This is a genomic window from Aminipila sp. (assembly GCF_032051575.1).
Classification (GTDB): domain Bacteria; phylum Bacillota; class Clostridia; order Peptostreptococcales; family Anaerovoracaceae; genus Aminipila.
Window position 1 is genome coordinate 246302 of sequence record NZ_DAMBYD010000001.1, and the last position, 15444, is coordinate 261745.

Annotated in this window: 17 protein-coding genes; all 17 read left to right on the forward strand. The window is 39.3% G+C overall.

Features of this window, described 5'->3' with window-relative positions:
• The first annotated feature begins 2 nt into the window (after positions 1 to 2).
• Positions 3 to 725, forward strand: a complete 723-nt coding sequence (locus RTW14_RS01120) for a DUF2815 family protein (protein ID WP_312647541.1) — start codon at positions 3 to 5, stop codon at positions 723 to 725.
• Positions 722 to 2695 carry a DNA polymerase gene (locus tag RTW14_RS01125; protein ID WP_312647543.1) on the forward strand — a complete coding sequence of 658 codons (1974 nt, stop codon included), beginning with the start codon at positions 722 to 724 and terminating at the stop codon, positions 2693 to 2695. Before RTW14_RS01120 ends, RTW14_RS01125 begins: the two co-directional genes overlap by 4 nt.
• Before the next feature lie 6 nt (positions 2696 to 2701).
• Positions 2702 to 5092 carry a virulence-associated E family protein gene (locus RTW14_RS01130; protein ID WP_312647544.1) on the forward strand — a complete coding sequence of 797 codons (2391 nt, stop codon included), beginning with the start codon at positions 2702 to 2704 and terminating at the stop codon, positions 5090 to 5092.
• A gap of 313 nt (positions 5093 to 5405) precedes the next feature.
• On the forward strand, positions 5406 to 5669 hold the full coding sequence (locus RTW14_RS01135) for a VRR-NUC domain-containing protein (RefSeq protein ID WP_312647546.1): 264 nt from the start codon (positions 5406 to 5408) through the stop codon (positions 5667 to 5669).
• A complete protein-coding gene (locus RTW14_RS01140) occupies positions 5666 to 7033 on the forward strand; it encodes a DEAD/DEAH box helicase (protein WP_312647547.1) in 1368 nt (455 codons plus the stop codon). Before RTW14_RS01135 ends, RTW14_RS01140 begins: the two co-directional genes overlap by 4 nt.
• A 9-nt stretch (positions 7034 to 7042) precedes the next feature.
• Positions 7043 to 8077 carry a hypothetical protein gene (locus RTW14_RS01145; RefSeq protein WP_312647548.1) on the forward strand — a complete coding sequence of 345 codons (1035 nt, stop codon included), beginning with the start codon at positions 7043 to 7045 and terminating at the stop codon, positions 8075 to 8077.
• A complete protein-coding gene (locus tag RTW14_RS01150; RefSeq protein ID WP_312647549.1) occupies positions 8052 to 8252 on the forward strand; it encodes a hypothetical protein in 201 nt (66 codons plus the stop codon). The genes RTW14_RS01145 and RTW14_RS01150 overlap by 26 nt, the downstream gene beginning before the upstream one ends.
• 4 nt (positions 8253 to 8256) lie before the next feature.
• Positions 8257 to 8811 (forward strand): hypothetical protein, encoded by a 555-nt coding sequence (locus RTW14_RS01155; RefSeq protein WP_312647551.1) that lies wholly within the window; start codon positions 8257 to 8259, stop codon positions 8809 to 8811.
• 242 nt (positions 8812 to 9053) lie between these two features.
• Positions 9054 to 9377 carry a hypothetical protein gene (locus RTW14_RS01160; RefSeq protein ID WP_312647553.1) on the forward strand — a complete coding sequence of 108 codons (324 nt, stop codon included), beginning with the start codon at positions 9054 to 9056 and terminating at the stop codon, positions 9375 to 9377.
• Positions 9378 to 9513: 136 nt separating this feature from the next.
• Positions 9514 to 9807, forward strand: coding sequence for a hypothetical protein (locus RTW14_RS01165; RefSeq protein ID WP_312647555.1), 294 nt, complete (start codon positions 9514 to 9516; stop codon positions 9805 to 9807).
• Between the two features lie 28 nt (positions 9808 to 9835).
• Positions 9836 to 10105, forward strand: coding sequence for a hypothetical protein (locus RTW14_RS01170; protein ID WP_312647557.1), 270 nt, complete (start codon positions 9836 to 9838; stop codon positions 10103 to 10105).
• A 50-nt stretch (positions 10106 to 10155) separates the two neighbouring features.
• Positions 10156 to 10908 carry a phage terminase small subunit gene (gene terS, locus RTW14_RS01175; RefSeq protein ID WP_312647559.1) on the forward strand — a complete coding sequence of 251 codons (753 nt, stop codon included), beginning with the start codon at positions 10156 to 10158 and terminating at the stop codon, positions 10906 to 10908.
• Complete coding sequence (locus tag RTW14_RS01180; RefSeq protein ID WP_312647560.1) at positions 10896 to 12167, forward strand: PBSX family phage terminase large subunit; 1272 nt, start codon at positions 10896 to 10898, stop codon at positions 12165 to 12167. Before terS ends, RTW14_RS01180 begins: the two co-directional genes overlap by 13 nt.
• 72 nt (positions 12168 to 12239) lie before the next feature.
• Entirely contained in the window at positions 12240 to 13634 is a 1395-nt protein-coding gene (locus tag RTW14_RS01185; RefSeq protein WP_312647561.1) for a phage portal protein, read from the forward strand.
• Positions 13621 to 15003, forward strand: coding sequence for a minor capsid protein (locus tag RTW14_RS01190; protein ID WP_312647563.1), 1383 nt, complete (start codon positions 13621 to 13623; stop codon positions 15001 to 15003). Before RTW14_RS01185 ends, RTW14_RS01190 begins: the two co-directional genes overlap by 14 nt.
• On the forward strand, positions 14987 to 15166 hold the full coding sequence (locus RTW14_RS01195) for a hypothetical protein (RefSeq protein WP_312647564.1): 180 nt from the start codon (positions 14987 to 14989) through the stop codon (positions 15164 to 15166). Before RTW14_RS01190 ends, RTW14_RS01195 begins: the two co-directional genes overlap by 17 nt.
• Entirely contained in the window at positions 15163 to 15420 is a 258-nt protein-coding gene (locus RTW14_RS01200) for a hypothetical protein (RefSeq protein ID WP_312647565.1), read from the forward strand. The genes RTW14_RS01195 and RTW14_RS01200 overlap by 4 nt, the downstream gene beginning before the upstream one ends.
• Positions 15421 to 15444 lie beyond the last annotated feature (24 nt).

Here is a 15444-nt window from a genome sequence, read left to right on the forward strand (position 1 = left end):
TTATGGCAAATTTAACACAAGTAACAACAGGCACAGTACGTTTGAGCTATGCTCACTTATTTCAGCCTTATGCGCATCAGCCAGGGCAGGACGCAAAATACAGCACTACTATCTTAGTACCAAAATCAGATATTGCAACAAAACAAAGAATTGATGAAGCAGTCAATGCAGCTATTCAGTCCGGTATTTCTGAAAAGTGGGGCGGACAGAGACCTCCTATCTTAGCAATACCCGTATACGACGGAGACGGTGCTAGACCAAGTGATGGCATGCCTTTTGGAGCAGAATGCAAGGGGCACTGGGTATTTACAGCTTCAAGTAAGCAACCGATTTCAGTAGTTGATATGAATATTCAGCCCATACTAAATCAAAGTGAGGTATACAGTGGCATGTTTGCCAGAGTGTCTGTACAGTTCTTCCCATATAACAGTAATGGAAAGAAGGGGATAGGCTGTGGGCTTGGACCAGTACAGAAGGTTTCTGATGGAGAACCTTTGGGAGGCGGTATTTCTGCGGAGGCTGCTTTTGGTGGCACTAATTTTGCCCAGCCGGTTCAGCAAGTTCTACCAGTTCAAAGTTATGGACAACCTGCACAGGCCATGCAGCCAGTCCAGAATTATGGTCAGCCAGTTCAACCAATACAGCCTACATATCAACAGCCTGTGACGCAGATTGATCCAGTAACGGGATTACCAATTGCTCCAGGAGGAGTTATGGGAATATGAGGCACTTATCAGTTGATATAGAAACTTTCAGCAGTGTGGATATTACAAAAGCGGGATTGTACAAGTGTGTACAGTCCCCTGATTTTATGATACTGCTATTTGCCTATAGCTTTGATGGTGAGCCGGTAAAGATTATAGATCTTGCTTGCGGAGAAACATTTCCACCGGAAGTCTTGTTCGCACTTGCGGATCCAAATGTAATTAAGCATGCCTATAATGCAGCGTTTGAATGGTACTGCCTGAATAAGTACGGACATTCACCGCTTGAACAGTGGAAATGTACTATGCTGCACGGCCTTTATTGCGGATATACAGCGGGACTGGCGGCCACAGGTGACGCATTGGGTTTACCAAAAGACAAGAAAAAGCTTACAACAGGAAAGGCCTTAATAAAATTGTTCTGCACTCCCTGTAAACCGACAAAGTCAAACGGCGGAAGAAAAAGAAACTGGCCAGCACATGAACCTGAAAAGTGGAGTCTTTTTAAAGAGTACTGCGTTCAGGATGTAGTAACAGAAATGGAAATCGAGAGACGCCTTTCAGCTTTCCCTGTACCAGAAGAAGTGCAAAGTGAATGGGTGCTTGACCAGATTATTAATGCCAGAGGAGTTGCCCTGGACAAAGAATTAATTGATGGGGCCTTAAGTTGCAGCGAAATGATTACACAGGAATTAATGGCCGAGGCGGTAGAAATATCTGGCCTTGATAATCCTAAAAGTGTACAGCAGCTGACTAAATGGCTGGAAGTTGAAACAGGAGAAGAAGTAGACAACCTGAGAAAGGAAACCGTAAAAGATTTAATAAAGGATACGGAAAACGATTTAGCAAGACGCATGCTTGAAATAAGGCAGGAGCTTTCTAAGACTTCTGTAAAAAAATATACGGCTATGGACACGGCTATGTGCTCCGATGAAAGAGTAAGAGGATTGTTACAGTTTTACGGAGCGAACAGGACCGGTAGATGGGCGGGAAGATTAGTTCAGGTGCAGAATCTACCGCGAAATTCCATGGATGATACTATGCTGGGTCTAGCAAGGGAGCTTGTAAGAAAAAAAAGGCTGGAAGATTTAAAAATTATCTTTGGGAACATTCCTGATACTCTTTCACAACTGATAAGAACAGCCTTTATACCTGCAGAGGGCAAAACATTTTATGTAGCAGACTTCTCAGCCATTGAAGCCAGGGTTATTGCGTGGTTAGCAGGAGAGCAATGGAGACTGGATGTATTCGCTACTCATGGAAAAATATATGAGGCCTCTGCATCTGCAATGTTTGGTATACCTATCGAGAAGATAAAAAAGGGAAATCCGGAATACGCCCTAAGGCAGAAAGGAAAGATTGCGGAGCTTGCTCTTGGTTACCAGGGAGCTTCAGGGGCATTAATTACTATGGGAGCTTTGAAAATGGGACTAGCCGAGGAAGAACTACCGGACATTGTCAGAAGGTGGAGAAGCTCCAATAAACGAATTGTTGATCTTTGGTATGCAATTGAAAATGCAGCTATTTCAGTAATGAAAAACGGACAGCCGGCAGGAGTGAAAAACTTGATTTTCGCAAGAGAAGCAGACTATAGGACAGGTCAGGATTTTTTAACAGTATTGCTGCCCTCAGGAAGAAAATTGTTCTATGTAAAGCCTTTTTTATCTCCTAACCAATGGGGTAATGATAGCATCCATTATTATGGTATGGATCAGCAGACAAAAAAATGGACAGTGGTAGACACTTACGGAGGAAAACTTGTTGAAAATATTGTGCAGGCGATTGCCAGGGATTGCTTGATGGTAAGCATCACGAGACTATCTCAGGCAGGATACCACCCGGTTTTTCATATTCACGATGAAGTGATATGTGATGATTTAGACGCTGACATAGATAATATGTGCACAATCATGGGAGAACCTATTCCATGGGCGCCGGGATTGATTTTAAAAGCAGAGGGATTTACCACAAACTACTATAAGAAGGAGTAATCGGCTATGAATTATGACCGTCAAATTAAAATAAGCTCAGCAGGAAACAGAAAATCAGTTTCATGGCCACAGCAGACTCTGTGGTGGAGTGAATTTGTAGAAAAATTAAAAATACCCGTAAGAGGAACAGAAAAACTGGAAGCCTATCTTGCACTGCCTAAATCAAAGCAGGATGAATTAAAAGATGCTGGCGGATTTGTAGGAGGCCTTGTACAGGGTCAGAGAAAAGCAGCCAATGTAACAGGAAGAGATTTAATTACTCTTGACCTTGATAACATCCCCTCTGAGGCAACTAATGATGTTATATGCAGAATAGAAGCACTGGGGTGCGGATATGCCATATACAGTACAAGAAAGCATGAACCAGTTAGGCCAAGACTTCGAATATTACTGCCAATTGACAGGACGGTCACAGTTGATGAATACGAACCAATAGCAAGAAAAATAGCAGGGATTATAGGCATAGAACTATGTGACCCTTCCACATTCCAGGCATCACGTTTAATGTATTGGCCAAGCTGCTGCGCTGACAGTAAATATCTTTTCACCTGCAGTGATAAACCTATGCTGTCAGCCGATGGAGTACTTGCAATGTATGGTGACTGGCATAATATGTCCGAGTGGCCACAGATACCGGGTACACTGCAAAGCACCCAAAGGCTCCTACAAAAACAAGGAGACCCAACAGAAAAGAATGGTGTAGTGGGGGCATTCTGTAAGATTTATGACGTGTACAAAGTAATTGATGAACTTATTCCAGGGACCTATGAACCCTGTGATATTGGAGAACGATTTACATTTACCGGAGGATCTACCACCGGGGGAGCAGTTATATATGAAAACGGTAAATTTATTTACTCACATCATGCTACGGACCCCGCAGGAGGAAGGCTATGTAATGCTTTTGATTTGGTAAGGCTTCATAAATTCGGTGAACTTGATGAGGAAGCCAAGCCCGATACTCCTACAAACAAACTGCCTTCTTACACGGCTATGTGTCAATTTGCAGTCTCTGATATAAACGTAACAGCGCTGCTTAATGCAGAAAGATATGATAACGCTGTAGAAAGTTTCGGCCAGATTCCAAAAGAGACGGAGAACTGGATTAAACTTCTCTCAGTAGCACCTCAGTCAGGAAATCCGGATAAAACAATTGATAATATTATTATCATATTAGAGAATGACCCTCTGCTTAAAGAAAAGCTTGCATTTGATGAATTTGCAAACAGGGGGCTGGTATTAGGAAACTTGCCATGGGACAAGAGAGAGGAAAGACGGCAATGGACAGATGTGGATGATGCAGGGCTGAGACACTACATAGAAAAAGTATACCGGATAACGGGCAAGGAGAAGCTGCTTGATGCAACTGCACTAGTAGCACACAAGAATACCATTAATGACGTAAAGGACTATTTAAACAAACTTGAATGGGATGGAGTTAAGCGCCTTGATACTTTGCTTTCAGACTACTTAGGGGCAGAGGATAGCAACTATACCAGAGCAGTAATAAGAAAAAGTTTAGCAGCCGCTGTGGCCAGGGTAATTGTGCCTGGAATCAAATATGACTATATGCCTATTTTTTCAGGTCCTCAGGGACTTGGCAAAAGCACATTCTTAAGGCTTTTAGGGAAGCACTGGTATTCTGACAGCTTGCAGACTTTTGAAGGCAAAGAAGCTTCGGAAATGGTACAGGGAACCTGGATAAATGAAATAGGCGAATTAAACGGGCTTACTAAATCAGAGACCAATTCGGTAAAGCAGTTTCTATCTAAGACAGTGGATATATACAGAGAAGCGTATGGCCGCAGGACTTCCAGTTTTCCACGTAGATGCGTTTTTTTCGGGACTACAAATGACAGTGAGTTCTTAAGGGATAAAACGGGAAATAGAAGATTCTGGCCAGTGGATGTAGGAATTAACGAGCCGATCAAAAATGTGTTTAGCCAGCTCGAAGATGAAGTAGGACAGATATGGGCTGAAGCTTTTACGGTATGGAGACTGGGAGAACCTTTATACATGTCCGGAGAAGTAGAACAGGAAGCCATGAAGCAGCAAGAAGAACACAGAGAGTGCAACAGTAAGGAAGGCCTTATAATTGAGTTCTTAGAAAGACCGATTCCTCCTGATTGGGATAAAAGAAATATTGGTGAGAGGCGTCTTTATTGGAGTGGTGAGTTTAACAGGACCGGAGGCGAAACGATGCCAAGAGACAAGATATGCGCAGTAGAGATATGGTGCGAATGTTTTAACGGAGAGGCTAAATTCATGAAGAAATCTGATACCAGAGAAATCAATGAAATTCTGGGCACTTTGCAGGGTTGGAAAAAGCAAAAAACCAGTGGGAGGTTTGGAACTTACGGGCTTCAAAGAGGTTATATTAAAGTGTCTACATTCTAGTGTCTACATTCTTAAAAATTCGTCTACATTTGCGGAGAATGTAGACAAACAAAATCTACATTGTCTACATTCTTATTTAAAATGTAGACAAGAATGTAGACAGTTAAAAAGATTGAAAAACACACATTTATTTATATGTGTCTACATTGTCTACATTCTATATCTATATAGATAATAAATAGGTAAATAGGCATATATATACACGCCTGACACGCCTACACGCGTAAAAAGATACGCATGTGTATGCGTATGCGCGTAGCAATAACTGTGCCAAAGGAGAAATAGCATGAAAGAAAAAGTAATAGAGGAATATTTGAGACAAAGAGTGAAAGGTCTCGGAGGCAAGGCGTATAAATTTGAATCGCCGGGCAATGCGGGTGTACCAGACAGACTTGTGGTGTTACCGGGAGGGAGAATCTGTTTTGTAGAGCTGAAAAATGAGACAGGCAGATTATCCAGCATACAGAAAAACAAGATTAGAGAACTTAAAAATCTCGGCTGTGATGTGATTGTGGCATACAGTAAGGACGATGTTGACCGGTTTATTTCCTGTTGCCAAGAGGTGATGGAGGAATGAAGTTTATACCGCATGAGTATCAAAGATATTGTATAAACAGAATGCTTTCGGATAAAGCTTTAGGATTGTTCCTCGATATGGGACTTGGTAAAACGGTAATCACTCTTACCGCAATTAATGACCTTAAGTATAACCGGTTTGAAGTTAGCAAAATCCTTGTAGTAGCCCCAAAGAAAGTAGCTGAAACTACGTGGGGAAAAGAAGCTTCTAAATGGGATCACTTACAGTTACTAAGAGTCATTACTGTGCTTGGCAGCCAAAGTAGAAGAATCAGAGCGTTAAATACACCCGCTGATATATACGTTATAAACCGCGAAAACGTACCGTGGTTAGTTGAATATTACCGAAATGCGTGGCCGTTTGATATGGTTATCGTAGATGAGTTTTCCAGTTTTAAAAGTCACCAGGCGAAAAGATTTAAGAGCCTTACCTGGGTAAGAGATAAGATATACAGATTTGTAGGTCTTACCGGTACACCTGCACCAAACGGACTTCTGGATTTATGGGCCCAGGTGTATCTTCTGGATAAAGGGGAGCGACTCGGTAAAAAGATAACGCATTATCGTGAAAGGTATTTTGAACCTGATCAGAGAGACAGAGATCATGTTTTCAGTTACGCACCAAAGCCAGGAGCAGAGGAAGCAATAAAGACAGCTATATCAGACATATGCGTTTCCATGAAAGCGGAAGACTACTTACAGCTGCCTGATTGTTTATCAGTAACGGTTCCTGTGGTTCTGGATGATAAAGCTGTAAAAGCTTATGAAAAACTGGAGAAGGAAATGCTACTTACAGTTGATGAGAATACTATCGACGCAGGTTCGGCAGCAGTGCTTACAAATAAGCTTTTACAGCTATGTAACGGGGCAGTATATGACGAAAATAGGGAAGTAGTAGAAATCCACAATTGCAAGCTTGAAGCCTTTACAGAACTGGTGGAAGCTTTAAATGGCCAGCCGGCATTAGTATTTTATAATTTCCAGCATGATAAAGCGAGAATTATTAAAGCTACAGCCAAAATGGGGCTTGAAGTTAGGGAACTCAAAACTCCACAAGATGCAGACGATTGGAACAGCAGGCAGATTGATATTCTTCTTGCGCATCCAGCAAGCGCAGCTTATGGACTTAATCTTCAGGAAGGTGGAAATCATGTGATATGGTTTGGGCTTAACTGGTCATTAGAACTTTATCAGCAGGCCAATGCAAGACTACATCGTCAGGGGCAGAAAGAGAAAGTTATTATACACCATCTTGTTGTTGAAGGCGGCAGAGACGAGGACGTTATAGAAGCACTTGAGGATAAGAGTGCAACTCAGGAATCATTAATGCAGAGCTTAAAAGCAAGAATAGATAAATACAAGTAGGAGCAATTTATGGGAAGAGGAATAAAGGCAGGTAAGAAAAAAGAAATTACGCCTAATAAGAATTTTATGCTGATGGAAGAAGCTTATAGAGAAGGTTACAGCAAAGGCATAGAAAAGGGATACTGCCAGGGCAAAGATGATTACCTGGGTTTGTCTAATTTATTATTCCGGGCAGCAACAGCAAAAGAATTTGGATGGGGCCAAGAGGAATTTGAAATATTGGAAAAGAGCATAGATAAAATCACATCTAATGCAAACGAGAGAGGCATTGATGTGGTTGCACTTAACGAAGAACTGAGAAGTTCAATTGAGAATGAGGAGGATGAAATAATGTCAGGTAAAGCAAAATATTCGGAGGATAAATATATTAATTTAATTGAAAGTGGACTGGACAATAAGGAAATCTTTAAAAAGCTGAATGTCCCAACTGGTAGCCAGACAAGGGTTGGGAAACACATAGACAATCTTAGAAAGACCCACGGAGCATTAGAGGTGCACATTAAGGAGCCAGCAAAAGAAGTCATAACTGAAGCTGAAGGCATTAATTATGGCAAAGCTAAGGCACAGGAAATTATTGAGAAAAATCGTATAGATGTTGATAATATTATGAGCAGCATCGAAAACAAGAATAAAGCTTTAAAAGGAGAGAGCGTGGAAGATATGTTTAAGAAAAAGCCGGCAATTATTAATCCTGAATTTGAAGCTGCAGTACAGGATATGTTTCCACCAAAGAAAACACCAGAGGGAACTGTAGATGATGTTGCACCGGTCATTGCTCAAGATATAGATCCGGCTTATAGCTTTGATGGTACTGTAAAAGCTCCCTGTGAAACTTCCGCAGCAGTAGGAGTTATTAACTTCAGAGAAAAAGCAGAATTAGCGTTTAAGCGTGATATGGATGCTTATTCAGACAAGGTGTCCATGCTTACTGAAAAATTGAACAGCGGAGAAATTATTGACCTTGCTGACATAGTTGAATACAACAAGATAGCTGAAAAGTATAGAGGGGTATATGCCGATGAAGCAGCCATTGCCACCATGTAAGGATTGCAGTACCAGGGAACCGGCATGTCAGGGGAAATGTAAGAACTATTTGGAATATAGGAAAAAGTATGCTAAGTACCAGGCAATGGTTCAGGCAGAGAAAAATAAGCAACGGGATGTTGACGGTTTTAAATATCAACAAGTTACATACTGCAAAGGATTAGCTGGGAGGTGATAGGATGGCAGAACAAGACGTTTTAAAGATGGTGGCTACAGATGCTGCCAAAGAAGCTATTAAAATGATAAGAGAAGAGGAACGCAAGGACAAAAAGAAAAGAGCCTTTCAGAATACAAATCTTTTACTGGAGCATTATCTGGAACTTAAGGAATTCTGCAATAATGTTGTGTACGAAAGTGCATACGCAATTGATGTGGAACAGAGTAAACTTTATGAGATCATTGACCAGGTTACGGGAGAAGAAATCTCTGTACGAAGTTTAAAGCGTAGCAAGGAAGTGACCTTGATTATGTTGAATCATGTTGATACAGCGTTAAATTGCCTTTATAAAAAATGCAAGAATGATAGCAACTCTGACATGATGACTAAGTACAAGATAATACATCTATTGCATTTAGATCCTCTGATGCAAAAGTTGAATTGGAGTGAAAGAATTGTACAAGTTGCAATAAGACTCAATTGCTCTGAAAGTACAGTAAGGAGATGGCGTACAGAAATGGTGAATAAATTGGGTATTTACTTATATGGCGTGGAAGGATTGAATTTACTATTGTAAAGAGATATTATCGACTGACTATTATGTGACAAAAAGCTGACATTTACATGACATTTTTACTGTAGTAATATGGTATTGGTGAAAGATGTAAAGAATTTCTCCTTTTGAACCCCGTTACACACACTTTTATACCTGCTGGGTTATCTGGCAGGTATTTCTTTTGTCATATTATGTCGAATCATGTTTGTTGAAATATGGAATAATTGGGAATATGATAAAATGAAAAAGGAGAAAACTAAAAAATGAAACAAGATTATAAACACGTACCAGGAAACAGGACTTTGATGCCATACGTGGTGCAGATTTTAAATGAAAACGACGGAACATTAAGCTATGTGCAAGTGGTTTACATGGTGATGTTTAAATTCAACTTACCTACCAAAATGCTAAAAAAAGCATATAAAGAACTTGGATTTACAGGAAGCTATTTAAGAAAAATAGGAGCTTTAAAGCCTGACTCTAAGAAAGGAATATGGTCACTTCAAGAGGATTATATGAATCTAAGTTTTGACGAAGCAAAACGTATTACATATGACAAGTATGACATCTCGTTAGGTAGGAAATAATCGAGGGCACTTTTTTAGATTAAAAATATACGTTAGGATTTAAACAATATAAAACAAAAGAAGTAGCCGAAACTACTTCTTTTAAGATTTTTTATTTATTTGGTAGTATGATAAAGGTAAAAATGAGGAGGCAGTAATGGACCCATTTGGAATCTCCAATAATATTAATGAACAGTATAAAGAAAACATGAGAGCAATTGATAAGAAACATAAGGAAGACGAAGAATATAAGAAAAAGCTTCTTGATACTACTATGAACCTTAATGAAATAAAAAGTATAGTAGACCAGTTAAAGCTATCCGTTGAAGAATTTAACAATAGCAGTAACAAGATATCAAAAAGAATGTATTGGCTCACAGTTTCAATTGCTGTGTTAACAGTAATATATACCGTGGTTGCCATAATACAATTAATAAAAATGTCGCAATGAAGTTTAGAATCACCTCGGTGGTGGTTTCTTGAGTGAAAAAGAAGGTGAAAAAATGTGGTTTATCAAAGCTGAATTTTGGGACGAATTCCAAAGCTTAATAAAAGAGCGCCGCTATGAAAATGATTTACAAGAAGGGGTTTATAGAATTAAAAACATTGAGAAATTCTGCAAGGAGGGTAAAGGCGTTTCTTTTTACAACAGAAGAACTATAAATAATAAATTACTCAAAGAACTTGAAAAATATAAAAATGATAATAATTACCATGAATATGAAATGGATAAAATAAAAGAGCTCTAAGGGGTTCTTTTTTAATGCATCAAAACAAACAATAAGCAAGGGGTGAGGTGATGCCGAAAGCAAGAAGTCCTGACAGAGATAAAGCTTTTGAGATATATAAAGAACATGACGGAAAAGTTGATTTAGTGAATATTGCACAAAATCTTGGATTGTCAGCTGGTACCGTCAGAGGCTGGAAGAATAAAGACAAATGGGAACAGCGGTTGAATGGAACGCTCCAATCAGAAAATACGGAACGTTCCAAACGATCCGGGGCTCCTAAAAATAATAAAAATGCAGTAGGCCATGGGGCTCCGGAGGGAAATAAAAATTCGGAGAAGCATGGCTTTTTTTCTAAGTGGCTTCCAGCTGAGACAGCGGAGATTATGAAGTCCATAGAGAACCTGGACCCGCTTGATATTCTCTGGGATAATATTCAGCTGCAGTACACCGCTATTATCAGAGCGCAGAAGCTCATGTATGTAAAGGACCAGAAAGATATAACAACAACTAAAATTGGTGAAGGATACAGTGATACAGGAAGTAGTGAAAAGTGGGAAGTGCAACAGGCATGGGATAAACATGCTACTTTCCTGAATGCACAGTCAAGAGCTATGAAAACTCTAGAAGGTATGATGAAGCAATATGACGAACTGCTGCACAAGAACTGGGAGCTGGCCACAGAGGAACAGAAGCAGCGTATTGAGAACCTGAAAGCAAACACTGCTAAGATTAAGGGTGATGATCCTGATAATAATGGAAATGAAGATGATGGGTTCATGGAAGCTCTTTCTGGAAAGGTTGATGACGTATGGCAAGAGTAAAAAAAGCTATATTTAAGTTCAAGCCTTTTTCAAATAAGCAACTTAAGATACTTACTTGGTGGCTTCCTAATTCTCCAGTACATGATAAAGATGGAATAATAGCAGACGGAGCAATCCGATCAGGAAAGACGGTGTCAATGGCACTGTCTTTTATTATGTGGGCCATGTACACTTTCTCTGATGAGAACTTTGCCATGTGCGGTAAGACGATAGGGTCCTTTAGACGTAATGTGCTTACGGTGCTTAAGCTGATGCTTTGGTCCAGAGGGTACAAATGGAAAGACCACAGAGCTGACAATCTTCTGGAAGTTACCCGAAAAGGAGTAACAAATTACTTTTATATCTTTGGTGGTAAGGATGAACGCTCACAGGACCTTATTCAGGGTATTACCTTGGCTGGGGTCTTTTTCGATGAAGTTGCATTGATGCCCGAATCCTTTGTCAACCAGGCTACAGGGCGTTGCTCAGTAGAAGGTTCAAAGTTCTGGTTTAACTGCAACCCTGACGGACCATATCACTGGTTCAAAATAAACTGGATTGATAAAATTGTTGAAAAGAATATTATCTACCTACATTTCACCATGGACGACAACCTGTCCTTATCTGAGAAGATTAAGGCTCGTTACAGGGCAATGTATTCAGGTGTATTCTTCCAGCGATATATATTAGGGTTATGGGTAGTTGCCGAAGGTGTTATCTATGACATGTTTGATAAAGCAAAGCATGTGCTTGATGCAGTTACAGAGTTGGTTATAGATATTTACTATGTCAGCATTGACTACGGTACCCAAAATGCCACGGTATTTCTTCTATGGTGTAAGAACAATAGGGGGCAGTGGGTATGCATCAAAGAGTATTACTATTCTGGCAGGGATGAGGAAAGTCAGAAAACAGATACGGAATATGCAGATGATCTAAAAACTTTCTTAGGTGATATAAAACCAGCAAGGATAATCATTGACCCAAGTGCAGCTTCATTTATAGCAGAATTAAAAAAACGAGGTTACTACATAAAAAAAGCTAAAAATGATGTGTTAGATGGAATCCGTTTCGTAGCTTCTATGTTAAATCAAGAAAAAATATGTTTTTCCGCGGAATGCGTAAATACGATATTAGAGTTTAGTTCTTATATCTGGGACATTAAAGCATCTGAGAGAGGTGAAGATAAACCTATTAAACAACATGACCATGCTATGGATGCAATTCGATATTTCTGTTATACCATACTATACAAAGGTAGAGGGCTTAGAACATTCTAGGTTCTTTTTTTATTGGAGGTGATAGCACTGGGACTGATCAAGACACTGCAGAAAGGAGTGAAAGCAGGTATTATGGCAATTAGTGAAGCGAATCAAGAGCTGAATGATAGCAGAATACTGTTTCTTATAAATGAGTTTAACAGTTCTGAGAGGCGTACGTTGATGGAAACCGGGGAGAGATATTACCGTGTTGGAAACGATATTAAGAATCGGAAGAGCAAAGAGGGAAAGGCAAATAATAAGCTTGCACACTCTAAGTATAAAGGGGAAGTGGATGAAAAAGTTTCTTACCTACTTTCCCGAGATATTACGCTAAAAGGGAAAGATAAGAACTTAGTAGAACAGGTAAAAGATATACTGGGTAAGCGTTTTCAGTACCAGCTTTCCTTACTGGGATACGGAGCAAGTAACAAGGGGATTGGATGGTTACAACCATATATTGATCAAAATGGTAATTTAAAAACTATGGTTATTCCAGCAGAGCAGTGTATCCCAGTATGGCGTGATAGTTCTCATGAAGAATTAGACACCATGATTAGGGTTTATCCAACACTTGTATGGGAGTTTAATCAACGCAAGACAGTTACGAACGTTGAAGTCTGGACTCAAGACAGTGTTAAATATTATCGACTTTCAGGTACTTCACTCCTTATTCCGTACAATGTTATAAATCAAGAACAGAATGGCCCCATAGCACACTTTAAAAAAGGAGAAGAGTGGAAAACATGGGGGAAGGTTCCGTTTATTCCATTTAAGAATAATCATTTAGAATTGCCGGATATTGTATTTGTAAAGTCTCTTTTGGATGCTTATGATAGCTCTAGATCTGACGTGGCCGATTATGTAGAAGAGGTAAAAAATCTTATTTTTATTCTATATGGATACGGTGGTCAAGACATTCATGAATTTATGCGTAAATTAAATGAGGATAGGGCAATCCCGCTTGATGCGACAAAAGAAGATGGTGCAGGTGTAGATGCATTGACACCCTCAATGGACATTACAGCACTTAGAGAACACTATGAACAGCTTAAGCGAGATATTACGGAAGATGGTCAGACAATTAACAAGGACTTAGATAAGTTTGGAGCTTCCCCCTCCGGAGTTGCATTGAAATTTATGTATGCAGGTTTGGATTTAAAAGCTAATGCCATGGAAACACAGTTTAAATTTGCCCTTGATACTCTAATGTACTTTGTTGGAGTCTACCTCGGCGAAAATGGTATTGGAAGTAGTTCCGTGCCAGATATTGATGTAGTATTTAACAGAGATATGCAAATTAATGAATCGGAGAAAATTCAGAACTGTACTAATTCTAAAGGCACAATTTCAGATGAAACTATACTTGCTAATCATCCATGGGTCAAAGATGTTGAAACAGAAAAAGCAGCACTGCAACAGCAGAACCAAGAAGCTTTGCCATATAAGGATAAAATACCTATAGGTGGTTCAGATGGTAAAGAATAGTCAGTATTGGGAGAATCGTGTAGCAAAGAAAACATGGCAGACTTACAACGATCTTGAAGAGCGTAACTGGGCACTATTTGAAATGTATCAGGAAGCTTCAGGAAACATATCCAATGAACTCTACAAGGTTGCAGAAAGAATAAATGGCGGCAAAGCTGTCAGTCTTACAGATATGCATAAGTTTAATAGGCTCATGGGTCTCAAAAAAAGTTTTGAGAAAACCATTAGAGAATTAGTTGAGCAGACAGAGGAATTTGCAAAAGAAAACATGCAGCAAGGCTTTAAAGATACATATAAAGCAGCTAGAACAGCAATATCAAGTACAGCTTTTACAATGCCCGATAAAAGGCTTATGGATGAAATGCTGGATAGACCATGGAGAGGTGACAGTTTCTCATCCCGGCTTTGGAAGAACACTTCTATTTTGGCAAACAACTTGAATGAAAGTTTAGTAATCGGGTTACAGCAAGGCAAGACTATTTCAGAAATAAGTATAAAAATGGCTAACGATATGATGCAAGGTTTTAATGTAACACACAGGCTTGTACGGACTGAAACCATGCATTATCTTAATAACTCAGCAGTCAGAGCTTATAAAGATGCTGGAATAGAGTATGTACAGATTTGGGCAGCTGAAGATGAACGTACCTGCAAGCACTGTATGCAATACCATGAGAAGATTTATCCTATAGATAAGGCTCCAATTCTTCCAATACATGCACATTGCCGGTGTACATATTTACCAGTGACAGATAAGAGTTTAATACCGGCGCAACCAGTAGAGAGAAATACGTTTAAAAGGGTTGAATATAATTCACAGGGCGACTATTCTATTAAACTTAGTGGCTATAATAAAACCGTTAATAAAGGATTATCAGAAGCAGCTGAAAATGTCGCAAGGCTAGGTAGTAAAGACAATAAAGAACATTTACACCTTATAAACTTACGGACTGGAGAAAAGATTTTTTATTGTGCCGGCGAATATAGCGCTGTAGGGGGTCCAGAGTTTTGGAAATTCATTGATGCAAATAAGCAGACAGAAATAGCTTTTATTCATAATCATAATACAGACAGCTTTTTCTCTGAAACTGATATAAAAACTCTACTTATTTGTGAAAACATTTCAGCAATGATTGCAGTGAGAAATGACGGTGTTAAGTACATTGCAAAGAAAAAGAAAGGTGTTTCAGCCGTTACAAGTAGATTGGATGAATTGTATAAAGATGATATAGAAGCGTTGAATAATAAAGTTAAACAGGGTATAATACCTATGGAAGATAGGGCGGTATTAAGAGAAGAATTGATAGTAAATAATGCTCTTAGAGATTTTGTTGAGGAAGGGATTGAATTTGATGGAAGAGAGAAATGATAAGTGGCTTACACCAACTTTAAAGGAAGCACCATTTTATTATCCAGGAATTACTTTAGAAGAGTACGAAAGGGAACGCGAATATTTCCAAAATCATCAGACCCCAAAAGATATGATTAATTATGCTCCTTTGTGGAAACAGAAAGAGGGAAGTAAAAATTGAAAATAGTATGTTCTGAATGTGGTCATGAATTTGAATCTTCCAACGATATGCTGATGGAACGTCCTTATAAGGCCCAGTTCATAGAAGTATATTACAGCTGTCCAGGATGCGGCAATGATTTTAGAGTATGCTTACCTAATGCTGAAACTAAGAGATTGCAGAAACAGATAAGCATATCTGAAAAAGCTGGAAACGACACCAAAAAGCTCAAAGAAAAATTGAAGAAAGAATTAGATAGAATAAATGGTAGATAGCCGCTCAACATATGTTAGGCGGTA

Excerpts from the sequence above, each read along its gene's own strand:
- RTW14_RS01120 (WP_312647541.1), top strand. The coding sequence starts at position 3 with ATGGCAAATTTAACACAAGTAACAACAGGCACAGTACGTTTGAGCTAT.
- RTW14_RS01125 (WP_312647543.1), top strand. The coding sequence starts at position 722 with ATGAGGCACTTATCAGTTGATATAGAAACTTTCAGCAGTGTGGATATT.
- RTW14_RS01130 (WP_312647544.1), top strand. The coding sequence starts at position 2,702 with ATGAATTATGACCGTCAAATTAAAATAAGCTCAGCAGGAAACAGAAAA.
- RTW14_RS01140 (WP_312647547.1), top strand. The coding sequence starts at position 5,666 with ATGAAGTTTATACCGCATGAGTATCAAAGATATTGTATAAACAGAATG.
- RTW14_RS01145 (WP_312647548.1), top strand. The coding sequence starts at position 7,043 with ATGGGAAGAGGAATAAAGGCAGGTAAGAAAAAAGAAATTACGCCTAAT.
- RTW14_RS01150 (WP_312647549.1), top strand. The coding sequence starts at position 8,052 with ATGAAGCAGCCATTGCCACCATGTAAGGATTGCAGTACCAGGGAACCG.
- RTW14_RS01155 (WP_312647551.1), top strand. The coding sequence starts at position 8,257 with ATGGCAGAACAAGACGTTTTAAAGATGGTGGCTACAGATGCTGCCAAA.
- RTW14_RS01160 (WP_312647553.1), top strand. The coding sequence starts at position 9,054 with ATGAAACAAGATTATAAACACGTACCAGGAAACAGGACTTTGATGCCA.
- RTW14_RS01165 (WP_312647555.1), top strand. The coding sequence starts at position 9,514 with ATGGACCCATTTGGAATCTCCAATAATATTAATGAACAGTATAAAGAA.
- terS (WP_312647559.1), top strand. The coding sequence starts at position 10,156 with ATGCCGAAAGCAAGAAGTCCTGACAGAGATAAAGCTTTTGAGATATAT.
- RTW14_RS01180 (WP_312647560.1), top strand. The coding sequence starts at position 10,896 with ATGGCAAGAGTAAAAAAAGCTATATTTAAGTTCAAGCCTTTTTCAAAT.
- RTW14_RS01185 (WP_312647561.1), top strand. The coding sequence starts at position 12,240 with ATGGCAATTAGTGAAGCGAATCAAGAGCTGAATGATAGCAGAATACTG.
- RTW14_RS01190 (WP_312647563.1), top strand. The coding sequence starts at position 13,621 with ATGGTAAAGAATAGTCAGTATTGGGAGAATCGTGTAGCAAAGAAAACA.
- RTW14_RS01195 (WP_312647564.1), top strand. The coding sequence starts at position 14,987 with ATGGAAGAGAGAAATGATAAGTGGCTTACACCAACTTTAAAGGAAGCA.